The following is a 25374-nucleotide window of genomic DNA, read 5'->3' as shown; positions in this document are numbered from 1 at the left end:
GACGGACGCAAAGCCAGTAGTTCGCCGATGATCATAAAGCGCTCTGCGAGTAGGTCACTCGAGCCGGTGTGGAAGCTGCTCAACCCACTTGGGGACGGGTGTGGGGCCGCATACCGGTACATCGGCCGACCATATCGCCACAGCTCGATTCGTTGTTTTGCGGCGATGCTGTGGTGAAGGGCACGGAAAAGAGCCCGGAAATTCACAACCGATCTGCGCTTTCATCACGGGCCTGACACAGAACTCGCCGTGCCGCCGTCCTTCCGTGGGCCGGTGAGAAGGAGGCGCTGCCAGACATCGACGAGCATCTCGATATCCACACTGCCCGTCCAGGTCCCGCTCCTTGTCTCAGGGGAGGGGCATGCCGCATGCGGCGACCCGCAGCGCGCGCCACTCCTCGTGGGTGAGGTCCGGCTCGCGCAGGGTTGCGTCCCGGCGGGCGGCGACGCGCCGATCGCACGCAGGCGGGCCGTGACCGCGGCACCGGTACCCCGTCCGGCGCGGGTGACGACGGAGAGACGCCACGCGAGGCCGGGGGGAGACCGAAAGGGCGCTGGGCCACGTGCCAGAGTGTGCCGCCTCCCCGATACCCTCGCGGGCCGAGAGTCGCGCCCGCCGGGCAGTCAGCCCCCGGTTCTGGTCGACCCGCGCCCGGTGCTGCGATTCGACCGACGCCCGAACTGCTCGACTCCCTCCACGAGGAGGCGCTGCTCCAGCAGCGGATCGTGGACGACCTCCAGGACCTCGCGCTCGCCGAAGCCGGCGCGCTCACGTACCACCGCTCCGAGGTCGACCTGCGAGATCTCCTCGAAGCCACCCGCACCGCGTACCGCGCCCGCGCCGGGACGGCGGGCGTGACGTTGGAGGTGGAGGCCCCGCACCCGGTGTACGTGACCGCCGACGCGGACCGGCTCCGCCAGGTCGTCGGCAACCTCATCGGCAACGCGCTGCGCGCCACGCCGTCCGGCGGGCGCGTGACACTGGCCCTCGTCCCGCACGGCGAGACGGCCGTTGTCGAGGTGCGGGACACCGGCGACGGGATACCGGCGGAACACCTGCCGTACCTCTTCGACCGCTTCTGGCGGGCGGACACGTCACGGGGGCGGGCGACAGGCGGCAGCGGCCTCGGCCTGGCGATCGCCCGGCAGATCGTGACCGACCACCGGGGCGCCATCGACGTGGCGAGCACGGTCGGGGTGGGCACGACGTTCACCATCACCCTGAGCGCGCGCCCGGCCCCGCCCCTGTGAACCACTCAGGTTCCCTCCGCGAGCCGGTAACCCCGTCCGTACACCGTCTCCAGCAGCCTCGGGCTTCCCGGCACCTCCAGCTTCCGCCGCAGGTTCATCACGTGCGCGTCGACCGTACGCTCCAGCACCTCCTGATCGAAGCCGAAGACCCGCTCAATGATCTGTGCCCGGGTGAAGACCCGCCCGGGCTCGCGTGCCAGCGACTCCAGGATGGAGAACTCCCTCGCAGTCAGTGTCACCGGCCGGCCCGAGACCCGGGCCTCGAACCGCGCGGTGTCCAGCTCTACCTCGCCGACCCGCAGCAGCGTCGTCCCGGCCGGCGCCGACTTCCTGGCCCGCCGCAGCAGCGCCCGTACCCGCGCGGTCAGTTCGCGCGGACTGTAAGGCTTGGTGAGGTAGTCGTCTGCGCCGAGGTCGAGCCCGAGGAGCATGTCCTCCTCGGTCGTGCGGGCAGTGAGCAGCAGGATGGGGACGTCCGCGGTGCCCGGCTCGGTTCTCAGGATGCGGCACACGTCGAGTCCGTCGACGTACGGCAGCATCACGTCAAGCACGATCAGATCGGGCCGGATCGAGCGCGCCTTCTCCAGAGCGGCGCGACCGTCGGCCACGACCTGCACCGCATTGCCCTCCCGTTCCAGATAGGCCCGGATCAGCCGAGACTGTTTCTCGTCATCCTCAGCGACCAAAATCCGAGCGCTCAACGCTTCTCCCCCAACGAGATCCCGCGAGTTCCAGCACCGTAATACAGAACCGGCCGAGCATTTCGGGGGCTGGGTCGGTAACCCGGCAGCGGGCATGCAGAAGGCTGCTGTTGGCTCCCAGGCCCTGCACAAAGCCCTGTACCGACGGACACCGGCTGCGCGCGGCCCTGGGATCGGTGCGCGACACGACCAACCCTCACGTACGACCGTAATGACGCTGGGAGGTGTGCCGGTGGGCCGGATCGGCGGAACCCAAGGGCGCGCGGACGGCGCGTCGCCCGGCCCACCGGTCCCGAGGACCGCTCAGGCCGCCGCGGCCCGGGTGTCCGCCGCGCTCCGGCCGAGCGAGACGACGTAACGCCCCTTGTCCTCCGGCAGGTTGCGGTGCACCAGGTCGGAGAAGCTGCGGGTGTGGCGGATGACCTCCCAGCCCTCGGGGGAGAAGGTGGCGGGCCCGAACAGGCGGGGCGCCAGCAGCGGGTTGTTCAGCGCCTCGGAGAACGCGTCGACGGAGATGATCCGTTCGAGCAGTCGGCCGAAGATCGCCCCGGGCTCCGGCTCCTCCGCGAACAGCCCCACGTGCAGATCGATCGCGTCCACGTCGCCGTACACGTCCATCAGCGCCCGCTGGACCCGCGGGTCGCCGGAGATCTGCCCCGGCTCGGTGACCCGGGGGAAGCCGTAGTAGGCCCGGTAGTCGTTGTACGAGGCCAGCCGCAGCTCCCGGCCGACGGCGACGCTGCGCTCCTCGATGGGCAGCAGCAGCGGGTCGGTGTTGAACAGCCCGGACAGCCCGGCCGGTTGCCGGGACAGATCCTCGAACAGCGGGCCGAGGCCCCGGTCCAGGACCAGTCGCCCGTTGGCGATGGTGTGCGCGAGCGGCACCGGCCGGCCCGCGATGGTGTACGTCGACGGGATCAGGCTGTGCCAGCGGTAGACGAGGCTGAACTCGATCGTCGCCCGGTTCTCCCGGTGCCACACCCCCCGGTCGGTGCGCACCGGGTCGAGCACGAAACCGAAGTGGTACGGCGTGATGTGGTTGATGTACTCCTCCAGCATCACCCGGATCATCAGCACGATCAGCGTGTTTCGGGTGGTCTGGAAGAGCCGTTCGTCGTCCCAGTCCGGGTGTGCGGCGGCGAGCAGGCCGGCGACCCGGTTGTGCTCGCGCAGGAACAGGACGTTCAGCGCCATCGGCCCGATGTGCGCGTGCGCCCGCTCCCCGCCCCACGCGAACAGCGTGTCCACGAACTCCTCGGGTACCTCGTCGAACCGCACCGGCCGGATCGCCCGGAACTCCTCCCTGATCCGCCCGCCCTCGCACAGCGCGGGCGGGAACTCGCCGCCGTCGACGATCCGGCTCTTGAGCCGGCCGCCCCGGAAGGCGCGCAGACAGGCGGTGACCTCCTGCCGGTCGCCGTAGAGCTGGCACATGTCCAGGGTGTGCGGCGAGTCGGTGCGCCGGGGATCGCCGGTGGCCGCGTGCCCGCGCAGGAAGCCGTCGGTGAACCACTGCGCGAACGCCGGCAGCAGCGCGGTGGACCGGGCGCAGCAGCGGCCCTCGCCCTCGCGCCGGAACAGCTCGGCCACCCGCTCCGGGGCGGGCAGGTCCCGGCGCACCCCGGTCACCGGCGGCAGCTGCCGCCCCACCCAGGACCGGTCGGTCAGCGAGTCCCAGGAGGTGTACGGGGCCTTGGTGCTCAGCGGGTTGGGGCGCGGCGGCGCCTTGAGCACGGCCAGGTCGATCAGCCGGGAGTTGAGCCTGCGGTGCAGCCACCGGCTGCGCTGGGCCGCCTGCCAGGCCGGGCCGTAGTGGGTCAGCAGATGTGTCTCGAAGCGGTTGCGCAGCCCGTCCCGGGACCTGTCCCTGGCCCCGGTCCAGGGCGGCGTCCCCTCCTGGGGCGGTCGGGAGGTGACGGTCATCGGTCCTCCGGTCGGTTCGCGGATCGGTCGCTTCAGGGATCGGTCGACGCCTGGTACGGCCGGTCCGCGGACCGGCCGTCCCTACGGTCAGGGCGCGGGCACGGCGTCGCGGCCGGACCGCACGGTGTAGTGCTGCGGGAACGGGGTGCCCGCGTAGTCCAGGGCGCGTTCAGCCCCGGGCAGCGGGCGCACGCCGGGGCGTAGCAGCACCCGCCGCACCAGCTCGGGCACGATGACCCGGGCCGCGTACCGGCCGACGCAGTCGTGGGCGCCGTAGCCGAGGACGAGGTCGTGCGCGGGCGGGCGTCCGGGCCGGAACTCGTCCGGCGCGTCGAGCACTTCCTCGTCGAACATCGCCGACGCGAAGCAGGCCAGCACCACGCTCTCGGCCGGGATGAGCGTCTGCCGCGCGGTGCCCGCGGCCAGCAGGTGGTCGCGCACGCACAGTCGGGGCGTGACCGGCACGAACGGGTGGAAGCGCAGCGCCTCCCACACATAGGCGTCGAAGCGGGACGGGTCGCTCTCGCCCGCAGCGCGCTCCGCCTCCGCCAACACCTCGGGACGTACGGCGAGTTCCTTCAGGGCGGTGGCCGTGCACTGGGTGGCGTTCTGCTGATAGCCCGTCAGATAGCCGACCAGGTTGGCGTTGACCCGCTCGTCGTCGAAGCCGTACTCGGCGGGCAGCCGGGTCCGCAGCATCCGGGCGAGCACGTCGTCCGGGCCGTCGTCGCCCGGCGCGGACCGGCGGCGGGCGATCACCTCGGCGACCCGGTCGTGCAGTTCCCGGCCGGCGGCCACGCCCGCCGCGTGGATCTCCGGGTCACGCCCCGGGTTGATGGCGAACGCCCACTGCATCCGGCGCGTGCAGGAGTGCAGCGTCTCCTCCTCGATGCCGGTGAAGCCCAGATAGGCGACCGCGACCCGGGCGGCGGCCAGGCGGGCGTAGTCCTGGACGAGGTCGAAGGTGTCCGTGCCCCGGCCGACCGCCTCGTCCAGCACCTCGTCGGCGATCCGCGCGGTGAGTTCCCGCACCCTGGGCGCGTCCTCGGCGGCGAGCATCAGTTGCCCGTACCCGCGCTCCCGCCAGTGCACGTCCGCGCCGTCCCGGGCGAGGATGAACGGCCCGCCGAGCACCTCCTCCAGCGCCGGCCCGAACACGCCCACGGTGAACGTCTCGGGCGCCGACAGCACCTCCAGGACATCGGGGTGCCGGGTGACGAACACACCGATGGGCGTGCCGAACACCGGCCGGTGGGTGCGCAGTTCGGCGAACAGCTCCGCCCGGCCGGTCGTCATGGCCCGCCGCAGCAGAGCCACCCGCTGCGGGACGTCGTCCTGGGGGATCGCGTCATAGGCGGCGAGGAAGTCCATGCCGGTCATTCAGCCACCGGCCCCCGGCCACCGCACGCCGGACGGGCATTCGGGGCAGAGGGGTGCGGGCGGGCCGGGCGCGGGTGACGATGGACGTCCGGGGACGTGGCGGAGAGGAGAGCCCGATGCTGTCGGCGTGGGCCGGGGCGCTGGTGCCCGTGTTCAGCGACACGAGCGTGACCGGCACCGGCCATCTGGCGCGGCCGCCCGGCACCGGGCGTCTCCTCGCCGCCAACCACACCTCGTTCTTCGACCCGGTCCTGCTCCTCGGCACCCTGCACCGGCTCGGCCTGCGTCCCGCCGTGCTGGCCACGGCCGGACTGTGGCGGGTGCCGGTGCTCGGCCGGGCCCTCACCCGCGAGGGCCACGTACCCGTGCACCGGGGCAGCCGCCGCGCCCCGGACGCCCTCCGGCACGCCGCCGACGCCCTGGCCGCCGGCCGGGACGTGCTCATCTACCCCGAGGGCGGCCTGCCCGGCTACCGCGCCTCCCACGACCGCCCGCCCGGCCGCCTGAAGTCCGGGGCGGTCCGGCTCGCGCTGTCCACCGGCGCGCCCGTGATCCCGCTCGGACACGCCGGCGCCCGCCGGGTCTCCTCCGGCAGCCGCGCCAAGCAGCTCGCCGGCTGGGCCACCGCGCCGCTGCGCCGCCCCCGCGTCCACGTCCACATCGGCCCCGCCCTCCGCCTGGACACCGCCGACCACCCCGTGACCACCCTGGAAACCGCCCTCGCCGAGGCATGGTCGACCGCGGTCCGGGCTTTGGCGGAGAGGGCGGACGGCCCGGCGGAACCGGCTGATCCGAGAGGGCCGGGGGTGGCGGGAGCGACTGGTCCGACCGAGCCTGGGCCGGCGGGGAGCGGCTGATTCGGCCGGCGTGGGACGGCTGGTTCGGCTCGGGCTGGGACGGTGGGGAGCGACCGGTTCAGCTGGGCTTGGGGCGGCTGCTTCGACTGGGCCTGAGGCGGCTGGTTCGGCTGAGGCGCCTGGGGCGGCGGGGAGCGGCTGATCCGACGGGGCGGGCACCATGCCGGCCAAGCCCGCCCGCCCGGACGCGCCCCGCACCGTACCGCCAACCCCGCCGAGCGGCACCGCACCGTACCGCCAACCCCGCCGAGCGGCACCGCACCGTACCGCCAACCCCGCCGAGCGGCACCGCCCCGTACCGGCCGAGCCCGCCTGGACGGGCACCGTACCGGCCAACCCGGCCCGGGAGGGCCCGGCACGGCACCGCCCCCGACCAGCTCGGGAAGGCCCGCACCGCACCGCCCCCGGCCGGCTCGGGAAGGCCCGCACCGCACCGCCCCCGGTCGGCCCGGTACAGAACCGCACCGCCCGGCCGGGCACCGTATCGGCGTGCGGGGTGAGCGGATCCGCTCGCTCCGTTCGCGCATCCGGGTGGTAGCGCGCCTCTTCCCTGGCCGAACGAGCTGTCGTAGCGCGGGGCCGGCCCGTGCGGTGCGGATAATCACGGCTCATGCAACAGGTGCACACGGGCACGTCCCGGGCCCCGGTCGCCGTCACCGGACTCGGTCTGATCACCCCGGCGGGCATCGGCCGGGACGCGGCCTGGGCGGGACTGTGCGCCGGGCAGTCCACCGCCGCCGTCGACCCCGCCCTGGCCGGGCTGCCGGTGGCCTTCTCCTGTCAGGTCCACGGTCTGGACGCGCCCGCCCTGCTCGGGCACCGGCTGGCCCGACGGCTCGACCGGTTCACCACCTTCGCGCTGCTCGCCGCCCGCGAGGCCGTCGCCGACGCCGGGCTCGACCCGGCCGGCTGGGAGGGCGCCCGGGTGGGCGTGGTGATGGGCGTCGGCACCGGCTCCATGCAGGGCTGGCAGGCCGAGTTCGACCGGCTCGCCGACGCCGTCCCCGAGCGTGTCTCCCCGCTGGCGCTGCCGCGCAGCGTGCCCAACATGGCCGCCGCGGAGATCGCCCTGGACCTCGGCGCGCTCGGCCCCAACATGGTGGTCAGCACCGCCTGCGCCTCCGGCACCAGCGCGCTGGGCCTCGCCCGGGACTGGCTGCTGTCCGGCCGCTGCGACCTGGTCCTGGCCGGCGGCAGCGAGTCGGCCCGGCTGCGGATGACCGCCGCCTGCTTCGCCCAGATGCGCGCCCTGTCCCGCCGCGCGGACAGCCCCGACGCCGCCTCCCGCCCCTTCGACCGGGACCGGGACGGCTTCGTCCTCGGCGAGGGCGCCGCCGTCCTCGTCCTGGAGCGCACCGCGGACGCCCGCGCCCGGGGCGTACGCCCCCAGGCGCTGCTCGCCGGGTTCGGCGCCTCCTGCGACGCCCACCACTTCACCGCCCCGCACCCCGACGGCGACGGTGCCGCCCGCGCCCTCGGTGCCGCCCTCGCCGACGCCGGTCTGGCCCCGGAGGACATCGACCACGTCAACGCGCACGGCACCGCCACCCCTCAGGGGGACGCCGCCGAACACAACGCGCTGCACCGCGTCTTCCGCCGCCCCCCGCCCGTCACCGCCCTCAAAGGCACCATCGGGCACGCCATCGGCGGCGCCGGAGCCATCGAGGCGGCCTGCACCGTGCTCACCCTGCGCCACCAGCTGATCCCGCCCACCGCCAACCTGGACACGCTCGATCCGGCCATGGACCTGGACATCGTCACCAAGGTGCCCCGTCCGCACCGGATGGCGGCGGCCGTCAGCAACTCCTTCGGCTTCGGCGGCCAGAACGCCGTACTCGCCTTCACCGCCGCCGACTAGTCCGCCCGGGCGGAGAAAGGGCCGTCATGTCCTCCGAGTTCTCCGACGCCGCCCCGCCGGCGGTGGCCGGCGGCCGGTCCTGGCCCACCGGCGAGCAGCTGATGATCGGCGTTTTCGTCGCCGTACCGTTCCTCGCCCTGCTCGCCGCTGTGCCGCTGGCCTGGCGGCACGGGCTGAGCCCCGTGGACCTCACGCTCGCCGTCGTCTTCTACCTGGTCAGCGGGCTCGGCATCACGGTCGGCTTCCACCGGCACTTCACCCACGGCTCGTTCAAGGCCCGTCGGCCGCTGCGGATCGCGCTCGCGCTGGCCGGCAGCCTCGCGGTGCAGGGCCCGCTCATCACCTGGGTGGCCGACCACCGCAAGCACCACAGGTACTCCGACCGGGACGGCGACCCGCACTCGCCCTGGCGGTACGGCCACTCGCCCCGCGCCCTCGCCAAGGGCATGCTCTACGCCCACCTGGGCTGGCTGTTCGAGACCGAGCACGCCTCGCCCCGCGCCTACGCGCCCGACCTGGTCCGCGACCGCGCCCTGATGCTGATCTCCCGGCGCTTCGGCCTGCTGGTGCTCGCCTCCCTCGCCCTGCCCGCCCTGCTCGGCGGGGCGCTGACCCGGTCCTGGCAGGGCGCCCTCACCGCGCTGTTCTGGGCCGGGCTGGTCCGGATCTGCCTGGTCCACCACGTCACCTGGTCCGTCAACTCCATCTGCCACGCGACCGGTGCCCGCCCGTTCCGCAGCCGGGACCGCTCGGGCAACGTGTGGTGGCTGGCCCCGCTGTCCTTCGGCGAGTCCTGGCACAACCTGCACCACGCCGATCCCACCAGTGCCCGGCACGGCGTGCTCACCGGCCAGCTCGACGCGAGTGCCCGGCTGATCCGCTGGTTCGAGCGCCTCGGCTGGGCCTACGACGTGCGCTGGCCGGACCACCGCCGCCGCCCGGCCCGGCGCGAGCCGCACGCCGACGGCCCGGCAGAGGCGGACCGGGGCCGGGCAGGGAGGGCCGGGGCAGGGAGGGCCGGGGCGGACCGGGCCGGCGTCAGCGGACCCGTTCGGCCGCCGCGCGGGTGAGGTGACGGCGTGGCCCGGAGCCGCCCCGGGCCCGGCCCGTTCCGGTCGCGGGCGCGTCGGTGAGCGGCCGGACGAAGAGGCTGACGCTGGCCTCCTCCGCGAACCCGTTGCGGCGCATCAGCTCGGCCGAGGCGGTGTTGCGCCGCTCCACGTCCGTGACCACGCACACCGCGCCGGCCTCGGCCAGTCGCGCACAGCACTCCCGCACCAGCCGGGAGGCCGCCCCGCGCCCCTGGTAGTCGGGGTCGACGGCGATCCACTCCAGGTAGCCCCAGTCGGCGCGCTGCTCGAAGGACAGCGAACCGAGCACGAACCCGGCGACCCGGTCCCCGTCGAGCAGCACGAGACAGGCCGGGTCCGGCGCGTCCAGGTGCCCGGCGACGGCCGACAGCGACCAGCCGGTGTAGGGCATCGCCCCGGTGTCGTACACCCGGTGACCGAGGTCGAGAACGGCGGCCAGGTGCTCGAAGCCGAGCGGGCGCAGCGTGAGCTCGCCGGCGGGGGAGCCGGGCGGGGACGCCGACGGCTCCTGTGGCGGTGGTACGGCGGTGGGGTCGGTGGGCGTGTCGGCCATGAGCAGCACTCCCTTCGGGCGGCATTTCGCAGCATATGTCCGCTCCGTCGGTCGGGCACGACCGATTCCGCTCCGCCTCCCGGCCCCGCCCGGTTCCGTTGCGCTTCCCGGCCTCGACCGGTTCCGCTTCGCCTCCCGGCCTCGGGCCGGGCCGGATGTCGTAGGGGAGGCGTGGTTCAGGGGGGCGTGCGGTGAGCCCGGAGGCGAGCCGGTCGGGGCCGCAGAGCCCAGGGAGTCGACCAGGACACTCGCCTCCGGGTGGTTCACAGGGCGGGGCACCGCGCCCGCTCCGCCCGACGCCGGCGCGGTGCCCGCGCGCCGGGCGGCACGCTCGCCGACGCCTGTGTCGCCGGCTGCCGGCAGGGCCGACGGCCGGGGTGCGACCCCCGCCGCGCGGGAGCGGTCCGCGACGGCGGGTGGTCGGCGGCCGGGCGGGGGAGCCGTCGGGGGGAAAGACGGAGTCATCGCCGTCCGCCTTCCGTCCGGCCTCGTGAGCGGGGTCGCGGTCGGCGGACCGGCCGTTCGGGCGGCGCACGCTCGCGCTGCCTGCCGGAAGGCCCTGCCCGCGGCCTGTCTTCCCTGGCCGGACGTGCCGCCTGCTCCGTGGGTCGGCCGGAGCAGCGGGACCACTCTGGCATCTGCCAACCAGGCATCGCAACCGGCAAGTTGAAATTTGCAAGTGGCGAAGTGCATGCTGCATCCGACGGAACGTGATCGAATGGGCCGGCAGCCGATCCGCCTGCGCGGACGGCCGGAACCGACGTGGACGGCCGAAGCCGACGAGGGGGTGGGCGTGACCGGGGAGACCGAGTGGGGCGGCGCGCCCTCCGTGCTGCGCATGATCCTCGGCAGACGGCTGGAGGAGCTGCGCACCCGGGCCGGCCTCAGCTTCGCCGAGGCGGGCGCGGCCATCGGGGTCAGCCACTCCACGATCCGCCGCATGGAGGCCGCCAAGGTGGCCCGGCTGCGGCTCGCGGACGCCGAGAAACTCCTCCAGGTCTACGGCGTCACGGACCGAGAGGAGATCGAGACCTTCCTGCAGTCCGTGCGCGAGGCCAACAAGCGCGGCTGGTGGCACACCTACCGCGACGTCGTGCCCCACTGGCTGCCCGCCTACCTCAGCCTGGAGCAGGCGGCCCTGCACCTGCGCGGCTACGAGAACCAGTTCGTGCACGGCCTGCTGCAGACCGAGGACTACGCCCGCGCCCAGCTCACCGCGTCCTACCCGCACGCCCCCGCCGAGACCACCGAACGCCGGGTAGCGCTGCGCACGCGTCGCCAGAAGCTGCTGACCGGGGCCCGACCGCCGCGGCTGTGGGTGGTGATGGACGAGACCGTGCTGCGCCGGCCGGTCGGCGGCCCGCGGGTGATGCGCGCGCAGATCGACCACCTCATCGAGCTGGGCCGGCTGCCCCACGTCACCGTGCAGGTCATGCCGTTCGCGGGCGGACCGCATCCCGCGCTGTGGGCCGGCGCCTTCCACCTCTTCCGGTTCCGCGCCCGCGAACTGCCCGACATCGCCTACCTCAGCGGCCTGGCCAGGGCCGAGTACCTGGACAAGCCCGACGAGGTGGTGGTCTACCGGGAGGCCCTGGACCGGCTGAGCGCCCAGGCGCCGTCCGCCCGCAAGACCGAGGCCCTGCTCGCCGAGTTGCGCGAGGAGTGGTGAGCCGCCGACCGTATCCGCCCGTCGCACCACCCCGCGCAACCGCCCCCGCACGCGCCGACGCGAGGGCCCGACCCCTGACCCGAATGGGAGACACGGCGTTGCCCGACAACGGATGGCCGGCCGACCGGATCGACACCGAGAACGCCCACTCCGCCCGCATCTACGACTACATACTCGGCGGCAAGGACTACTACCCCGCCGACAAGGAGGCGGGCGAGGCGATGACACGGGAGTGGCCCGCGCTCCCGGTGCACATGCGCGCCAACCGCGACTTCATGAACCGTGCGGTGCGCTGGCTGGCCGAGGACGCGGGCGTGCGGCAGTTCCTGGACATCGGCACCGGCATCCCGACCTCGCCCAACCTGCACGAGATCGCCCAGGCGGTGGACCCCGGGGCCCGGGTCGTCTACGTCGACAACGACCCGATCGTGCTCACCCTCTCCCAGGGCCTGCTGGCCAGCGCGCCCGAGGGCCGGACCGCGTACGTGGAGGCCGACTTCCGCGACCCTGCGGCCATCCTGGGCGCCCCCGAACTGCGCGAGACGCTGGACCTGAGCCGGCCCGTCGCCCTCACCGTCATCGCGATCGTGCACTTCATGCTGGACGCGGACGACGCGGTAGGCGTGGTGCGCCGGCTGCTGGAGCCGCTGCCCTCCGGCAGTTACCTCGCGATGACCATCGGCACCGCCGAGTTCGCCCCCGACGAGGTGGGCCGGGTCGCCCGCGAGTACGCCGCCCGTGACATGCCGATGCGGCTGCGCACCCTGGCCGAGGCCCACGAGTTCTTCGACGGCCTCGACCTGGTCGCGCCCGGCATCGTTCAGGTGCACAAGTGGCACCCCGACGGCGGCGCGCAGGGCATCCGGGACGAGGACATCGCCATGTACGGCGCGGTGGCCCGCAAGCCGTGACAGACCCGGGGCCGGGGTCCGACCCACCTCCCGGACCCCGGCCCCGCCCCTCGTCGTACGACGCGTACGACGGGCCGTACGGCGGGCCGGGCGGCCGCCGCACCCGCGACGACCGGAACACAGCCCCCTGGAACGAACCCCGGCAGGACCGGAGGCGACCCGCCTTCCGTCAGGACCGGAGGAAACGACCCCCGCGACTACGGAACCGGAGTGCCCGGAAAGCGGTCTTAGGGACCGCCGAAGGCCGGGATCGGCGCGGTCGCGGAGAATCCGGGGGACCGCACGCCGAGGTCGGCCGGATCGGCGTCCGGTCCGACCTGAAGACCCTGAAGACGACCGGCCTCGGGCCGGCCGCCTGGCCCGGGTGTGGGCCCCGCCCCGCCCCATTCGGGGCGAGGTCCACGCTCCGCGCGCCCCGGGCGCCGGTCAGGCGTGGCCGTGCGGGTGGTACGGGCGTGGCAGCCGCATGCCCCGGTCGGCCATGATCCGCCGCACCCGGTCGGGATAGTCGGTGATGATCCCGTCGACGCCCAGGTCCATCAGCGCCTCCACGGTCGCCGGGTCGTCACACGTCCACGGCACCACCTTCAGCCCACGGGCGTGCGCCTCGGCGATCATGGCCGCGTCGGAGTAGAACCGGAAGTCCGGGTCGCCGACCTTGCCGCTCTGCGGGAAGCCGTAGTTGGGGGAGAGGGTGGTGACGCCGGGCAGGGTCGCCGCTGCCCGGACGAAGTCACCGCCGTAGTCGTCGGCGTCGATCCCGCCCAGCCACGGGGAGGCGCCGGGCCGGCCGACCTGGAGGAAGTCGTGGTTCGTCAGCGCCACCAGCGGCCACCTCGGCGCGAGCCGGTGCATCACCTTCAGTGCCCCCCAGTCGAACGACTGGATGGTGACCTGCCGCTCGATGCCCGAGCGGTGGATCTCCTCGTACACCCGGCGCACGAACACCTCGCGCGGCGCGGTCTGTTCGGGCGCGCCCGCCTCCACCTTGGTCTCGATGTTCAGCTTCACGCCCCGGGCGCGGTAGCTCCTGACCAGGCCGAGGACGTCCTTCAGCTCCACCATCCGGAACCCCTTGACGACCTCCTGCCCGGGGAAGCCGGGCAGTTGCCGGTAGCCGCAGTCCAGCGTCTTGATCTGAGCGAGCGTCAGATCCTTGATGTACTTGCCGGCATAGGGGTACATCGGGTCGCCGGGCGTGAGCGGGCCGGTGTCCCGGCACTTGACGCCACTGATCTGCCGGTCGTGGTTGACGACGACCTTCAGGTCCCGGGTGATCTGGGTGTCCAGCTCCAGCGTGGACACCCCGAGCCGCAGCGCCTTGCCGAAGCCCTCCAGCGACTCCTCGGTGGTCAGGCCGAGGCCGCCGCGGTGCGCCTGGAGGTCGAAGCGGGCCGGCGCGGGTCCGCCCGGCGCCGCGTGCGCGGTCACCGGGGTCAGCGGCGCGGACAGCACGGCCAGGCCGACGGCCAGGGGCCGCACGAGGCGTCGCAGGGACGGGCGTCGCGGGGGCAGGTGCCGTAGGGACGGGTGCCGTAGGGACGAGGGTCGTACGGACATCGGGAACCTCACTCGGGTCTGAGCGGGCGGAGGAGTCCGCCGGGCGCGTGGCGGATTCTCGCAATGCCCCGCGGGGCCGGCCACCCTCCCGGCTGAACACTCCGGCACGGACAGGTGAACGTCCCCGCCGTCCCGGCCGGGGCACGCACCGGATGCTCAGCCGTGGCGGCGGCGGCGTTCGGCGGTGGTGCGGTGTACGGCGATGAGCGCGGCGTCGTCGCCGAGCTGGCCGCCGGCGTGGGCGAGCAGATCGCGCCGCAGATGGTGCATCAGCGCCTCCGGGCTGTCCCCGGTCCAGCGCGCCACCCGGTCGGCGAGCGGATAGAACCGGCCCCGCTCGTCCCGGGCCTCCACCACCCCGTCGGTGTACAGCAGCAGTGTGTCGCCCGGTTCGAAGGAGAACACGTCCAGCGTGTGCTCGACGCCGCACTGCACCCCGAGCGGCGGCGAGGGGTGCAGGCTCGGGGCCGTGACGACGTGGCCGGGGCCCAGCAGCAGCGGCGGCGGATGACCGCAGCTGGTCATCCGGGTGACCGCGTCGTGGTCCGGGATCTCCACGAGCAGCGCGGTGGCGAACCGCTCGCCCTCCTCCTCCGGGCGGTCCAGCTCGGCGGCGTAGCGGGTGATGCTCTGGTCCAGCGTGGTGGCGAGCTCCGTCAGCGGCACGCGTCGGTGCGCGCTCTCCCGGAAGGCGCCGAGCAGCAGCGCCGCCTCCCCGATGGCGGGCAGCCCCTTGCCGCGGACGTCCCCGATCAGCACGCGCACGCCGCCGTCGCAGCGGGCCGCCGCGTACAGGTCGCCGCCGATCTGCGCCTCGTCCTCGGCGGCCAGGTACAGGGAGGCGATGCGCACCGCGCCGATCCGCTCGGGCAGCGGCCACATCAGCACCTGCTGCGCGGCCTCGGCGACCGTGCGGACCCGGGCCAGCTGGGCCTGCCGGCGCATCCGCAGGGCGCTGTAGAGGACGGTGAGCACGACCAGGACGGTGAGGGCGATGATCTGGACGATGTGGTTCGTGGTGCCGAGCCCGCCGTGGGTGACGCCGAGGAAGACCTGCGCGGCCACCGCGAGGGCGCCGACCGCCGCGGTGGTGCGGGGACCGGCGAAGGAGGGGGTGAGCGCGGGGGCGATCACCAGGGCCGGTCCGAGGTGCACGTCGTGGGGAGCGTGCAGGTCCACGACGGTGATCACCACGATGAGCGCGACGGGCAGCGTCAGCAGCGCGCGGGCCGACTGCCACGGCCGCCGCGGTCGCGCGCGACCGAGCCGGGATGCCATGCCTCCCAGCGTGCGCCCGGGGTGCGTGAGACGCACGTCACACCGACAGATTTGGAATCGGACATTCCGGGTGGCGCTTCGGTTCCCGAATAGCGGACGCTGATCGCTTTGCCTTCATGAAGCGGATCGGCTAGCGTCATTCCCCGTTCAAATACCGGCTGGTTTGCCGATTTGACCTGGGAAATAAAGGCGCTTGACGGGTGATCTGAACCACCCTCAACCGAAATCGCAGCATTTAGCGTCCTGTGTCATGACACAGACGGCGATGAGGCCGGACGCCCACGACACGGCACCCGGCGACGGAGTACGGGGCAAGGGCCTCGGCGGCAATTCCATCGGCCTGCTGGGCAGCGCGGTCATCGGCCTGTCCACCGTGGCACCGGTCTACTGCCTCACCTCCACGCTCGGCTCCACCGCCGGTGAGGTCGGCCTGCACATGCCGGCCGTCTTCCTCGCCGGCTTCCTGCCGATGCTGCTGGTCGCCTTCGCCTACCGGGAGCTGAACAAGGCCGTGCCCGACTGCGGCACCTCCTTCACCTGGACCGTCAAGGCGTTCGGCCCGCACGTCGGCTGGATGTGCGGCTGGGGACTGGTCATCGCGACCGTGATCGTGCTGTCCAACCTCGCCGGAGTCGCCACCACCTACTTCTGGCTGCTGGCCGGGGAGGTCACCGGCAGCGACGCGGTCTCCGGCCTGGACGGCAACAAGGCCGTGCACATCGTCACCTGTCTGGCCCTGATCGCCGCCGCCACCGCGGTCAGCTACCGGGGCATGACCACCACGAAGGGCGTGCAGTACGCGCTGGTCGGACTCCAGCTCGTGGTGCTCGCCCTCTTCGTCGTCCTGGCCCTGGACAAGGCCCGCACCGGCGCCTTCCCCGGACACACAGACTTCTCCTGGTCCTGGCTCAACCCCTTCGCGGTGGACTCCTTCGCCTCCTTCAGCGCCGGACTGTCCCTGTCGATCTTCATGTACTGGGGCTGGGACACCTGCCTGACCGCCAACGAGGAAACCGTCGGCAGCGACAAGACACCGGGCCGGGCCGCCCTGATCGCCATGGTCGTGCTGGTCGGCTCCTACCTCGTCACCGGCGTCGCCGCGCAGATGGCCGTCGGCTCCGGCACCCACGGCCTGGGCCTGGCCAACCCGGACACCTCCGACAACGTCTTCGCCGCCCTGGCCGGCCCGGTCATGGGCCACCTCTGCGGCATCCTGCTCTTCGCCGCCGTCCTCGCCTCGGCCGCCGCCAGCCTCCAGACCACCTTCATCCCCGTCGCCCGCACGGTGCTCGCCATGTCGACGTACCAGGCCCTGCCCCCCTCCTACGCCCGCGTCCACGAGCGCTTCCGCACCCCCGGCCGGGCCACCGTCACCGCCGGCGTGGCCACCGGCGTCTTCTACGCGGTGATGTCGCTGCTCAGCGAGCACGTCCTGGTCGACACCATCTACGCCCTCGGCCTGATGATCTGCTTCTACTACGCGCTCACCGCGTTCGCCTGCGCCTGGTACTTCCGCCGCGACCTCACCCGCTCCGCCCGCGACGCCCTCTTCAAGGGCCTCTTCCCGGTCCTCGGCGGCATCCTGCTCACCGCCGTGTTCGGCAAGACGCTGTACGACATGTGGGACCCGGCCTACGGCAGCGGCTCCGCCGTCCTCGGCGTCGGCTCCGTCTTCGTCATCGGGGTCGGCCTGCTGGTCCTCGGCGCGGTGATCATGCTGGTGATGCGGCGCCGCGACCCGGCCTTCTTCCGCGGCCAGATCCTCACCGCCGGCACCCCGGCGCTCGTCGTGGAGGACTGAACCACTCCTTCGGGCGCCGTGTCGGGGGCGGCGCCCCGGGTACCCGTACCACCCCGGGCCGATCCGGCCGCCCGGGGTGCAAGGGTGCCGAATGGAGAGGTCATGACGCACGACGGGGAGGACACCGCGCCCCTGCGGCGAGCGGGGGTCACCGAACTCGGGCTCGCCACCGACGGGCCGCGCCGCGCGCCGGCGCCCGGGCCTGCGGAGCCACGGCACACGCCCGCTTCCGGTCCGACGGGGTCGACAGGACTGGTGGGGCCGACGGGGCCAGGGCAGGGCCGCGCCGCCGAGCCGGCGGGCCCGACAGGGCCGGAGCGGGCTTCCGCCGCCGAGCCGACGGCTCCGAGGCGACCGACGTGGCCGGGGCTCGCTTCCGCTTCCGATCCCACCGAACCGAGGGCCACCTCGGCCACGGACCCCACGGAACTGCCGTCCGCGCCCCCTTTGAGCCGCATCGGGCCGGGGCCCGCGCCGGCCCCGGATCGCGCAGGGCGGCGGCCCGGGGCGGCCCCCGGTCAGCCGGAGCCGCGGCCCGCGTCGGCCTCCGGCCGGCCAGAGCACTCGGAGCCGCAACCCGAGTCGGCGCCCAGGAGCGCGGAGCCGCCACCCGCGCCCGTTCCGGAGCCGAGCGAGCCGCCGCCCGTGTCCGGCCCGGAGCCGGGGGAGCTGCCGCAGGACCGCAGCCAGGCGATCCTGGAGGCCGCCAAGCAGATCGGCACCCTCCTCAAGCGCGCGGGCCATCCCTTCGCGCTCGCCGGAAGCGTGGCCGTCTACGCCCACGGCGGCAGCCGCTACCTCCAGCACGACGCCGACTTCGCCATCCTCCCCGACGACGCCGAGGCGGTGGCCGGCACCCTGCGGGAGGCCGGACTCGGCGTCCGGGTCCCGCCGGAGGACTGGCTGATCAAGACGACCTGTCACGGGCAGAACGTCGACATCATCTTCTCGCTGGCCCACCAGCCGGTCACCCGCGAGATGCTCGACCGGGCCCACGTCCTGCCGGTCGACTCGGTGCTCATGCCCGTCCTCAGCCCGACCGACCTGATCCAGAGCCTGATCAGCGCCTTCTCCGAGCACTACTGCGACTTCGGGTCCGTCCTGCCGGTGGCCCGCGCCGTGCGCGAGAAGGTCGACTGGGACGCGGTCCGCGCGGCCTGCGGCGCCGAGCCCATGCCCGCCGCCTTCCTCTTCCTCCTCGAACGGCTGAACGTGATCGACGCCCAGGAGGGCCAGCCATGACCGACACGAGCCCGCCGCCCCCGTCGGCGGCCGGGAACCTGGACTACCGCGTCGCCCACCTCGCCGAACACCTCGCCTCCGGGCAGCTGGGGGAACTCGGCGTACGACTCGAACTGCGCGGCGATGTCGTCCTGCTCACCGGCACCGTGCCGTCCACCCAGTGCCGGGACGACATCCTGCGCATGGCCCGCGAGGAACTGGCGGGGCACTCCGTCCACAGCGACCTGCTCATCGCCGGGACCTCCTCGCCCGACCACGGAGAGGACCTGACATGATCCGCGTCGCGGCCGTCGGGGACATTCACATGGGCCCCGAGAGCCAGGGCACGCTGCGCTCCGCCTTCGAGACCCTGCCCGGGTGCGCCGACGCGCTGCTGCTCGCCGGCGACCTCACCCGGCACGGCACACCGGAGGAGGCCGCGGTCGTGGCCCGCGAGATCAAGGACCTCGGCGTGCCCGTCGTCGCCGTACTCGGCAACCACGACCACCACGACGAACGGCCCGAGGAGGTCTCCGCGATCCTCCGGGACGCCGGCGCCCACGTCCTCGAAGGACAGGCCGCCGTCGTCACCGCAGACGGCGCCCGGATCGGGGTCGCCGGGACCAAGGGCTTCGGCGGCGGCTTCGTCGGCCGCTGCGCCGGGGAGTTCGGCGAACCCCTCATGAAGGAGTTCGTCCGCTACTCCCGCCGGTGCGCCGACGGCCTGCACGGCGCCCTGAAGGAGCTGGAGGAACAGGACTGCGACGTACGGATCGCGCTGACCCACTTCTCCCCGGTGCCGGACACCCTGGCCGGGGAGCCGCTGGAGATCTACCCGTTCCTCGGCAGCTATCTGCTCGCCGAGGCGATCGACACGGCGGGTGCCGACCTCGCGGTGCACGGCCACGCCCACGCCGGCACCGAGCACGGCATGACCACCGGCGGGGTGCGCGTACGCAATGTGGCCCAGCCGGTGATCGGACAGGCGTTCCACGTGTACCACCTGCCGGGTGCAGGGGACTGAGGTGGGGTGTGCGGGCCGGGGTGCGGTGGCCTGACGTGGGGCGTACCCGCCAGTTACGGCGGCGCGGTCCTGTACCCCGCGGGACCGGGACCGTCAGGCCGCCGTTCCCAGGGCCTCGCGGCCGGTCACGTCGCCGTCCTTGGCGGCGAGCGGCACCGGCACCGGCCCGCCCCGGCGGCGCACCAGCAGGCCCGCGCCGATCGACCCGGCGATCAGCAGACCGCCCGCCACGAGGGCACCGCGCGCCCCGGCCCACTCCATCAGCAGACCCAGCAGCGGCGGCCCGCCGAGGCTCCACACCGTGCCGATGCTGCTCCACACCCCGAGCACCCGGCCGCGCAGATGCGGCGGCGGGTCGGTCTGGAGCACGGCGGTACCGGCGGTGTCGGAGACGGACTCCACGACCGCCATCGGCAGCACCAGCACCAGCAGGACCGCAAGCGTCGGCGACAGACCGGCCACCACCTGGAGCAGCGCGCCGGCCGCCGCGAGCAGGCCCACGGTCCGCACGGACGGCTTGCGCAGCCGGGCGCCGAGGACCGCGCCGATGATGCCGCCGACGGCCAGCACGGTGGACACGGTGCCGAACGCCCCGGCGCCACCCGCGAGCGGCCCGGTGACCAGGACGGCGAGGGTCAGGCCGTAATTGCGGCCGAAGACGGAGCTGAGACCCGTGATGCCCGCGAGGGCGACCAGCCGGGGCCTGCGCACGAAGAAGGCCAGGCCCTCGCGTACGCCCGTCCCCGCGCGGGCCGGCGCCTCCCGAGGCACGGCCGCCGCCGGCTCGGCGGCCCCGGCGGCCGGGCGCAGGAACGGCACCACCGAGGCCACGAACAGGAACGACAGCCCGTTGGCGGCGTACGCGGAGGCCGTACCGAGGAAGCCGACGGCGACCCCGGCCAGGGCGGTTCCGGCCAGCCGGCCCGCGCTGTGCACCAGCGCGCCCACCCCGATCGCCGACGGGACGTCCGCCACGGGCACGAGATCGTTGCCGAGCAGGGCACAGGCCGGCCCGTCGACGGTGGCGATGACGCCGGTCACGGCGGCCAGCACCAGCAGCGCCGTCATGTCGATCCGGTCCAGCGCCACGAGCAGCGCCGTGGTGAAGGCGACCGCGCCGAGCAGTGTCTGACTGACCGCGACCGTCACCTTGCGGGGCCAGCGGTCCACGGCCGCGCCGCCGAGCAGGCTCACCAGCAGCGCCGGGGCCGCCTGGACGGACATCGACAGACCGGTCGCCGCGGCCGAGCCCGTGATGTGCAGCACGAGCAGGTTCTGCACGGTGAGCTGCATCCACGTACCGGCGTTGGAGACGAAGTTGGCCACCGACCACCAGCGCATGCCGCGGTGGCGCAGGGAGCGCCACGGCGAACGGGAGGCCGGGGCGTGGGCGGGTGTGGGCACGGCAGAGGCAGAGGGCACGGCGGGGTACTCGACAACCAGGGGTCGGGAGAGACCGGCGGGGTCCGTCGGGCCGGCTGCGTCGCACGGCTGGGCCGCCTGGTCAGGGCGCCGACCATGGTGACAGACGGGACGCCCGAGTCGACGCCACACCGGGCGCGGAACGGGCCCGCGGAACCGGGAAAACGCCCTCCGAGCAGGCCCGTCACCACCCGCGTGGGGTTCCTCACAGGCGCATCCGCACGTTGATCGCCCAGAGGCCGCTCGCCTACAGATTGATGGCGCGCATCCCCGCCTCGTCGTACCGCTCGCCCGCCGGCTCGGGCAGCTCGGCGTCGATCCGGGCCAGGTCCTGCGCGGTCAGCTCGATATCGGCGGCGGCGGCGTTCTGCTCCAGGTACGTACGGCGCTTGGTACCCGGGATCGGCACCAGGTCCTCGCCCTGGGCCAGCACCCAGGCGATGGCCAGCTGGGCCGGGGTCACGTCCTTCTCGGCGGCGATCTCCTTGACCTTCTCCGCGAGCCGCAGGTTCGCCGCCAGGTTCGCGTCGGTGAAGCGCGGGTTCGTACGGCGGTAGTCGTTCTCGTCCAGTTCCTCGGGCGAGGCGAAGCGGCCCGCGAGGAAGCCCCGGCCGAGCGGCGAGTACGGCACGAAGCCGATGCCCAGTTCCCGGCACGCGGGCAGCACCTCGGCCTCCACGTCCCGCGACCACAGTGAGTACTCGCTCTGCACGGCGGTGACCGGGTGCACGGCGTGGGCGCGCCGGATGGTCTCCGCGCTCGCCTCGCTCAGCCCGATGTACCGCACCTTGCCCGCGGCGACCAGCTCGCCGAGCGCGCCGACCGTCTCCTCGATGGGCACGTTCGGGTCGACGCGGTGCTGGTAGTACAGGTCGATGTGGTCGGTGCCCAGGCGCCGCAGCGAGCCCTCCACCGAGCCGCGGACATGCTCGGCCGAGCCGTCCTGCGGGCCGATGGTGCTCATGTCACCGGGCACGGCGCCGTCCATCCGGTAATTGAACTTCGTGGCGATCACATACTCGTCCCGGCGCCCCCTGACGGCCTCGCCGACCAGCGACTCGTTGGTGAGCGGTCCGTACATCTGCGCGGTGTCCAGGAAGTCGATCCCGAGGTCCAGGGCCCGGCGGATGGTCGCGATTCCCTCCGCCCGGTCGGCGGAGCCGTAGAAGGCGGACATCCCCATGCAGCCGAGCCCGATGGCCGACACCTGAAGATCCCGCAGACTGCGCTTGTGCATGGGGTTCCCTTTCGCACGCTGGGTCGTACTCTCCGGCGACGCTACGAGGTGAAGCGCCCTCGAAGTCAAGACGGGCCCGGCACGCGGGTGACGGGACAGGGGGCGGCTCGCGGGGTCAGTGCCCGGGGAAGTCGGGCAGCCGGTCCCTGATCTCCAGCGCCTGCTGCCTGATGCGCTCCGCCTGGCCCTCGAGTTCCTGTGCCTGGTCGGCGAGCTCCTGAGTGATCGGCCGGCCGACCCCTTCGGCGACGGAGCGGAGAAAGCCGGGGGACGGGGCGAGGCCGGCGGAGCCCCCGGAGCCGAGGAGGCCGCCGAGGAGGCCGCTGGAACCGTCGGATCCGAGGAGGCCGTTGATGAGGCCGGCGACGTTGTTGTCGGGAGGAGTACCCATGTGAGTCTCCGATGTCCTGGTACCGTGCCGCCGTTCGGCGCGGCTTCTACTTCCTCCATGCGCCGCCCACGCGGACGACACGCATACGGCTGTCGGAATTCACTCCGGAGGCTGACCTTCGGAGGGCTCCTCCGTCACGGGCGTTGAGTCGAACCCCGCACGCGCGGCGGGGCCCCGGAGCCGTACCGTACGGCTCCGGGCCCCGCCGCGGTGGCGCCGGTCGCTAGCCGCGCGTCGCGCACGGGTCACAGCAGGAAGGGGCCGGTTCGACGCAGATGGTGACGGAGTCGGTGTTGTCGGAGGTGTCCGGCTCGGTCTCGTTGCCGGTCACCGTGGCGGTGTTGGTGAGCGGGCCCGCCTCCGTGGCCTTGGCGCGCAGGACGAGGGTCGCGGTGGCGCCGTCGGGTACGTCGCCGACCGCCCACTCGCCGGTCGCCGGGTCGTACGTGCCGGACGCGGTGTCGGCGGACAGGAAGGTGAGGCCGTAGGGGAGTTCGTCGGTGACGACGACGCCGGTGGCCTGGTTCGGGCCGGCGTTGCGGACGGTGATGCGGTACGTCATGGTCTGGCCGACGGTCACCGTGGTCGCGTCGGCCGACTTCGTCACGTTCAGGTCGGCCGCCGGAAGGATCTCGGTGATCTCCTCGTCGGACGTGGCGGTGAGCGGCTCCGGGGTGTCGCCCAGCCGGTTCTCGTAGGTGGCGGTGGCGGTGTTGCTGATCCGCGTGCCGCCGGCGGACCGGTCGACGACCACCCGGTACTCCACCGTGGTGCCCGCCGGCAGCGTCTCGGTATTGGGCAGGCTGCCGCCCTGCCCGGCGGACGCGCCGGAGCCCAGGTGGAAGACGACCCTGTTCGTCTCCTCGTCGAAGTACGCCTGGTCGTCGCCCTGTTCGTCGGTCTTCGGGCCCGCGTTCGGGCCGTCGACGATGCGCAGGGACCCGGGCACATACGTCGTGCCCTCCGGGATGTCGTCGCTCAGCACGACGTTCTCCGCCGCGCCGCCGCCCTCGTTCTTCGCGGTGACGCGGTAGGTGATGACGTCACCTACCTCCAACGGCCCCACGGGGATGGCGGACTTGGTCAGCTCCACGAACGGAGCGGTGCCGAAGAAGATGCCGTCGAGGAAGTTGCCGACGCTGCGGTTGCCGCCGGCGGCGGAGACCGACCTGAAGGAGAAGCGCGTCGTCGTCTGCCCCGCCGGGACGGTGTAGGTGCCGGTGTAGTAGCCCCAGGCGGTGGTGCCGTCGGTGAAGCGTCGCTGTTCCACCGGTGAGCCTGGCGCGCCGATGTCCAGGGCCATGGTGTCCTGCCCCAGCCGGCCACGGTGGTAGAGCCGCCAGTACAGGGTGGACCCGGGCGTGGTCGGCAGGTCCTGGTAGAGCGTGGAGACCTCGTTGGCGTTCAGCTCGGCGAACTGGGAACCGTCGGCCGACGGCACGCCGTTGAAGCCCGACCGCCAGATCTCGATCATGTGGTCGGACGCGGTGGTGAGCCAGCCCGGGACCCGCGTGGGCGCCTGTGTCTGTGAGGCGTCCGGCAGGATCGCCATGTCGGCGACGGGAGGCTGTTCGAAGCTGCCGTTGACGAGCGTGACCCGGAGTGGAGCGGCGGGAGGTGTGGTCATGGGTCTTCCCCTTGTGTCGGCGTTGCCGGAGTGCGCCCCGGCCGGCCGCGCATGCGCCGGCGGCGACGCCCGGATGCCCAGCCAGGGCAGCGCATCCGGGTGACCTCGGGAAGGGACGGCCGAACGGCTCTCGCCAACCTGGCGCAGCGGGTTTCAACCGCCCCGCGCCAACGCCGCTTTCACCCGGTCACCCGTCACCGCCGGGACCGTGCCACTCCAGCAACCCGCGTACACGTGACACCAGGCGCCAGCTCAGCCGTGGCCGAAAACGCCTGCTCACCCCGTGTCGCTCACCCCTTCCCAGGGGGAATCGGGGGGCGCGAAGTTGACACCCTCGGTGCGCGGCACCGCTGCCGTGCGCCGAGGGCGCTGAGCCGGTGCGCTAGGGGTTGAGTCGTACAGGCAGTTCGAAGAGGTCGTTCTGGGTGACCACCGGCTTGTTGCGCAGCTCGCTCGCCGGTACCGCCAGGTCCAGGCCCGGGAACCGGGCGTACAGCGCCGGCAGGGCGATGCCCGCCTCCAGCCGGGACAGGGCGGCGCCGGGGCAGACGTGCGGGCCGTGACCGAAGGAGATGTGCCGGTTGCGCGTCTCACGGGTGATGTCGAAGCTGCCCGCGGTCGGGCCGTGCGCGTTCTCGTCGCGCCCGATCGCGCCGTACGACACGATCAGCGCGTCCCCGGCCGGGATCACCTTGTCGCCGACCGGCACGTCCTCGGTCGCGAACCGGATCAGGACGTGGGAGGTCGGCGTGGAGTAGCGCAGCGTCTCCTCGATCACCGCCGGCCAGTCGGCCCGCCCGGACAGCACCAGCGCGCGCTGCTCGGGGTGGGTGGAGAGGTTGACGACGGCGTTGACGATCAGCGAGATCGTCGTCTCGTGGCCCGCCGCCACCATCAGCTGGAGCGTGGAGACGATCTCCTCGTCCGTGAGCCGGTCGCCGTCCTCCGCCGCGAGGATCAGCGCGCTGGTCAGGTCGTCGCCCGGTTCGGCCCGCTTCGCCGCCACCGTCTCGGCCATGATCCCGGCCAGTTCGGCGAGGGTCGTCCCGACCTCCTCCGGCGGGGTCTGGGTGGAGAAGAACTTCTCGAACAGCACCTTCAGCCGGGGCAGCCGCGCCTCCGCCATCCCCATCAGGTCGGCGATCACGTACATGGGCAGCGGATAGGCGAAGGCCGACTTCAGGTCGACGGTCCGGCCGTCCGTGGGCAGCGCGTCCAGCAGATCCTGGGTGAGCTTCGCTATCCGCTCCCGCATGCGCTCCACCCGGCGCGGGGTGAGCGCCTGCGCGACCAGGGTGCGCAGCCGGCGGTGGTCGGCGCCGTCGGCCGTGAGCATGGAGCGGCCCGGGTTGGCCAGGCCGATCAGCGGCCAGTCCGCGGGGATCTCACCGCGCCGCCAGGCCCCCCACACCTCGATGTCCTTCACCAGGCGCGGGTCGGTGAGCAGTGCCTTGGCCTCGGCGTGGTGGGTGACGGCCCACACCGGGACGCCGCCGGGGAGTTCGACCGCGGCGAGCGGACCGGCCGCGCGCAGCGCCGCGCTCTCGGCGTCCAGATCGGTGACGAAGGGGTCCAGGGCGATACGGGGTGCGGTACCGGTCGTCATCTGACGTGCCTCCC

General features: G+C 73.4%; 21 protein-coding genes. 10 read left to right on the top strand and 11 right to left on the bottom strand.

Going from position 1 to position 25374, the window contains the following annotated elements; all coding sequences use genetic code 11:
* Positions 1–725: 725 nt before the first annotated feature.
* Entirely contained in the window at positions 726–1250 is a 525-nt protein-coding gene (locus Srubr_RS15390) for a sensor histidine kinase (protein ID WP_373313322.1), read from the top strand.
* Between the two features lie 5 nt (positions 1251–1255).
* On the opposite strand, the gene Srubr_RS15385 is transcribed toward Srubr_RS15390, so the two are convergent.
* The 3 genes from Srubr_RS15385 to Srubr_RS15375 all read right to left on the bottom strand — a co-directional run bounded on the left by Srubr_RS15385 (position 1256) and on the right by Srubr_RS15375 (position 5254).
* Positions 1256–1951: a response regulator transcription factor gene (locus Srubr_RS15385; protein WP_189988817.1), complete on the bottom strand. Its 696-nt coding sequence runs from the start codon at positions 1949–1951 to the stop codon at positions 1256–1258.
* A 303-nt stretch (positions 1952–2254) separates the two neighbouring features.
* Complete coding sequence (locus tag Srubr_RS15380) at positions 2255–3874, bottom strand: peroxidase family protein (RefSeq protein WP_189988815.1); 1620 nt, start codon at positions 3872–3874, stop codon at positions 2255–2257.
* An 87-nt stretch (positions 3875–3961) separates the two neighbouring features.
* Entirely contained in the window at positions 3962–5254 is a 1293-nt protein-coding gene (locus Srubr_RS15375) for a cytochrome P450 (RefSeq protein ID WP_189988813.1), read from the bottom strand.
* A 116-nt stretch (positions 5255–5370) separates the two neighbouring features.
* On the opposite strand from Srubr_RS15375, the gene Srubr_RS15370 reads away from it, so the two are divergent.
* The 3 genes from Srubr_RS15370 to Srubr_RS15360 all read left to right on the top strand — a co-directional run bounded on the left by Srubr_RS15370 (position 5371) and on the right by Srubr_RS15360 (position 9039).
* Positions 5371–6111, top strand: coding sequence for a lysophospholipid acyltransferase family protein (locus Srubr_RS15370; RefSeq protein WP_189988811.1), 741 nt, complete (start codon positions 5371–5373; stop codon positions 6109–6111).
* 610 nt (positions 6112–6721) lie between these two features.
* Entirely contained in the window at positions 6722–7969 is a 1248-nt protein-coding gene (locus tag Srubr_RS15365; protein WP_189988809.1) for a beta-ketoacyl-[acyl-carrier-protein] synthase family protein, read from the top strand.
* Positions 7970–7995: 26 nt separating this feature from the next.
* Complete coding sequence (locus tag Srubr_RS15360; RefSeq protein WP_189988807.1) at positions 7996–9039, top strand: acyl-CoA desaturase; 1044 nt, start codon at positions 7996–7998, stop codon at positions 9037–9039.
* On the opposite strand, the gene Srubr_RS15355 is transcribed toward Srubr_RS15360, so the two are convergent.
* Positions 9008–9613 (bottom strand): GNAT family N-acetyltransferase, encoded by a 606-nt coding sequence (locus tag Srubr_RS15355; protein WP_189988805.1) that lies wholly within the window; start codon positions 9611–9613, stop codon positions 9008–9010. The genes Srubr_RS15360 and Srubr_RS15355 overlap by 32 nt on opposite strands.
* A gap of 793 nt (positions 9614–10406) precedes the next feature.
* Between Srubr_RS15355 and Srubr_RS15350 the strand changes: the two genes are divergently transcribed.
* Together Srubr_RS15350 and Srubr_RS15345 are read left to right on the top strand one after the other, a co-directional pair.
* Positions 10407–11282 (top strand): helix-turn-helix domain-containing protein, encoded by an 876-nt coding sequence (locus Srubr_RS15350; RefSeq protein ID WP_189989765.1) that lies wholly within the window; start codon positions 10407–10409, stop codon positions 11280–11282.
* A gap of 98 nt (positions 11283–11380) precedes the next feature.
* Positions 11381–12193 carry an SAM-dependent methyltransferase gene (locus Srubr_RS15345; protein ID WP_189988803.1) on the top strand — a complete coding sequence of 271 codons (813 nt, stop codon included), beginning with the start codon at positions 11381–11383 and terminating at the stop codon, positions 12191–12193.
* A gap of 426 nt (positions 12194–12619) precedes the next feature.
* Here the strand turns inward: Srubr_RS15345 and Srubr_RS15340 are convergent, their stop codons facing one another.
* Together Srubr_RS15340 and Srubr_RS15335 are read right to left on the bottom strand one after the other, a co-directional pair.
* Positions 12620–13753, bottom strand: coding sequence for a glycerophosphodiester phosphodiesterase family protein (locus Srubr_RS15340; protein WP_189988801.1), 1134 nt, complete (start codon positions 13751–13753; stop codon positions 12620–12622).
* A 156-nt stretch (positions 13754–13909) separates the two neighbouring features.
* Entirely contained in the window at positions 13910–15031 is a 1122-nt protein-coding gene (locus Srubr_RS15335) for a PP2C family protein-serine/threonine phosphatase (RefSeq protein ID WP_189988799.1), read from the bottom strand.
* A gap of 250 nt (positions 15032–15281) precedes the next feature.
* Between Srubr_RS15335 and Srubr_RS15330 the strand changes: the two genes are divergently transcribed.
* From Srubr_RS15330 to Srubr_RS15315, 4 genes are all read left to right on the top strand, one after another.
* Positions 15282–16832 carry an APC family permease gene (locus Srubr_RS15330; protein WP_189988797.1) on the top strand — a complete coding sequence of 517 codons (1551 nt, stop codon included), beginning with the start codon at positions 15282–15284 and terminating at the stop codon, positions 16830–16832.
* Between the two features lie 447 nt (positions 16833–17279).
* Complete coding sequence (locus tag Srubr_RS15325) at positions 17280–18074, top strand: nucleotidyltransferase family protein (protein ID WP_373313321.1); 795 nt, start codon at positions 17280–17282, stop codon at positions 18072–18074.
* Positions 18071–18349: a BON domain-containing protein gene (locus Srubr_RS15320; RefSeq protein WP_189988795.1), complete on the top strand. Its 279-nt coding sequence runs from the start codon at positions 18071–18073 to the stop codon at positions 18347–18349. Before Srubr_RS15325 ends, Srubr_RS15320 begins: the two co-directional genes overlap by 4 nt.
* Positions 18346–19077, top strand: a complete 732-nt coding sequence (locus Srubr_RS15315) for a metallophosphoesterase family protein (protein ID WP_189988793.1) — start codon at positions 18346–18348, stop codon at positions 19075–19077. Before Srubr_RS15320 ends, Srubr_RS15315 begins: the two co-directional genes overlap by 4 nt.
* A 93-nt stretch (positions 19078–19170) precedes the next feature.
* Here the strand turns inward: Srubr_RS15315 and Srubr_RS15310 are convergent, their stop codons facing one another.
* The 5 genes from Srubr_RS15310 to Srubr_RS15290 form a co-directional block, all read right to left on the bottom strand.
* Complete coding sequence (locus tag Srubr_RS15310; RefSeq protein WP_229926424.1) at positions 19171–20418, bottom strand: MFS transporter; 1248 nt, start codon at positions 20416–20418, stop codon at positions 19171–19173.
* Between the two features lie 328 nt (positions 20419–20746).
* The gene (locus Srubr_RS15305) at positions 20747–21736 is read right to left on the bottom strand and encodes an aldo/keto reductase (RefSeq protein WP_189988790.1); all 990 of its coding nucleotides are present in this window, start codon (positions 21734–21736) and stop codon (positions 20747–20749) included.
* A gap of 115 nt (positions 21737–21851) precedes the next feature.
* The gene (locus Srubr_RS15300; RefSeq protein WP_189988789.1) at positions 21852–22127 is read right to left on the bottom strand and encodes a hypothetical protein; all 276 of its coding nucleotides are present in this window, start codon (positions 22125–22127) and stop codon (positions 21852–21854) included.
* A 223-nt stretch (positions 22128–22350) separates the two neighbouring features.
* A complete protein-coding gene (locus tag Srubr_RS15295; RefSeq protein ID WP_189988787.1) occupies positions 22351–23754 on the bottom strand; it encodes a DUF7507 domain-containing protein in 1404 nt (467 codons plus the stop codon).
* Positions 23755–24136: 382 nt separating this feature from the next.
* The gene (locus Srubr_RS15290; RefSeq protein ID WP_189988785.1) at positions 24137–25360 is read right to left on the bottom strand and encodes a cytochrome P450 family protein; all 1224 of its coding nucleotides are present in this window, start codon (positions 25358–25360) and stop codon (positions 24137–24139) included.
* Between the last annotated feature and the right edge of the window lie 14 nt (positions 25361–25374).

The sequence above is a fragment of the Streptomyces rubradiris genome (genome assembly GCF_016860525.1).
GTDB lineage: Bacteria > Actinomycetota > Actinomycetes > Streptomycetales > Streptomycetaceae > Streptomyces > Streptomyces rubradiris.
This window is presented reverse-complemented; position numbering and strand designations above follow the sequence as displayed.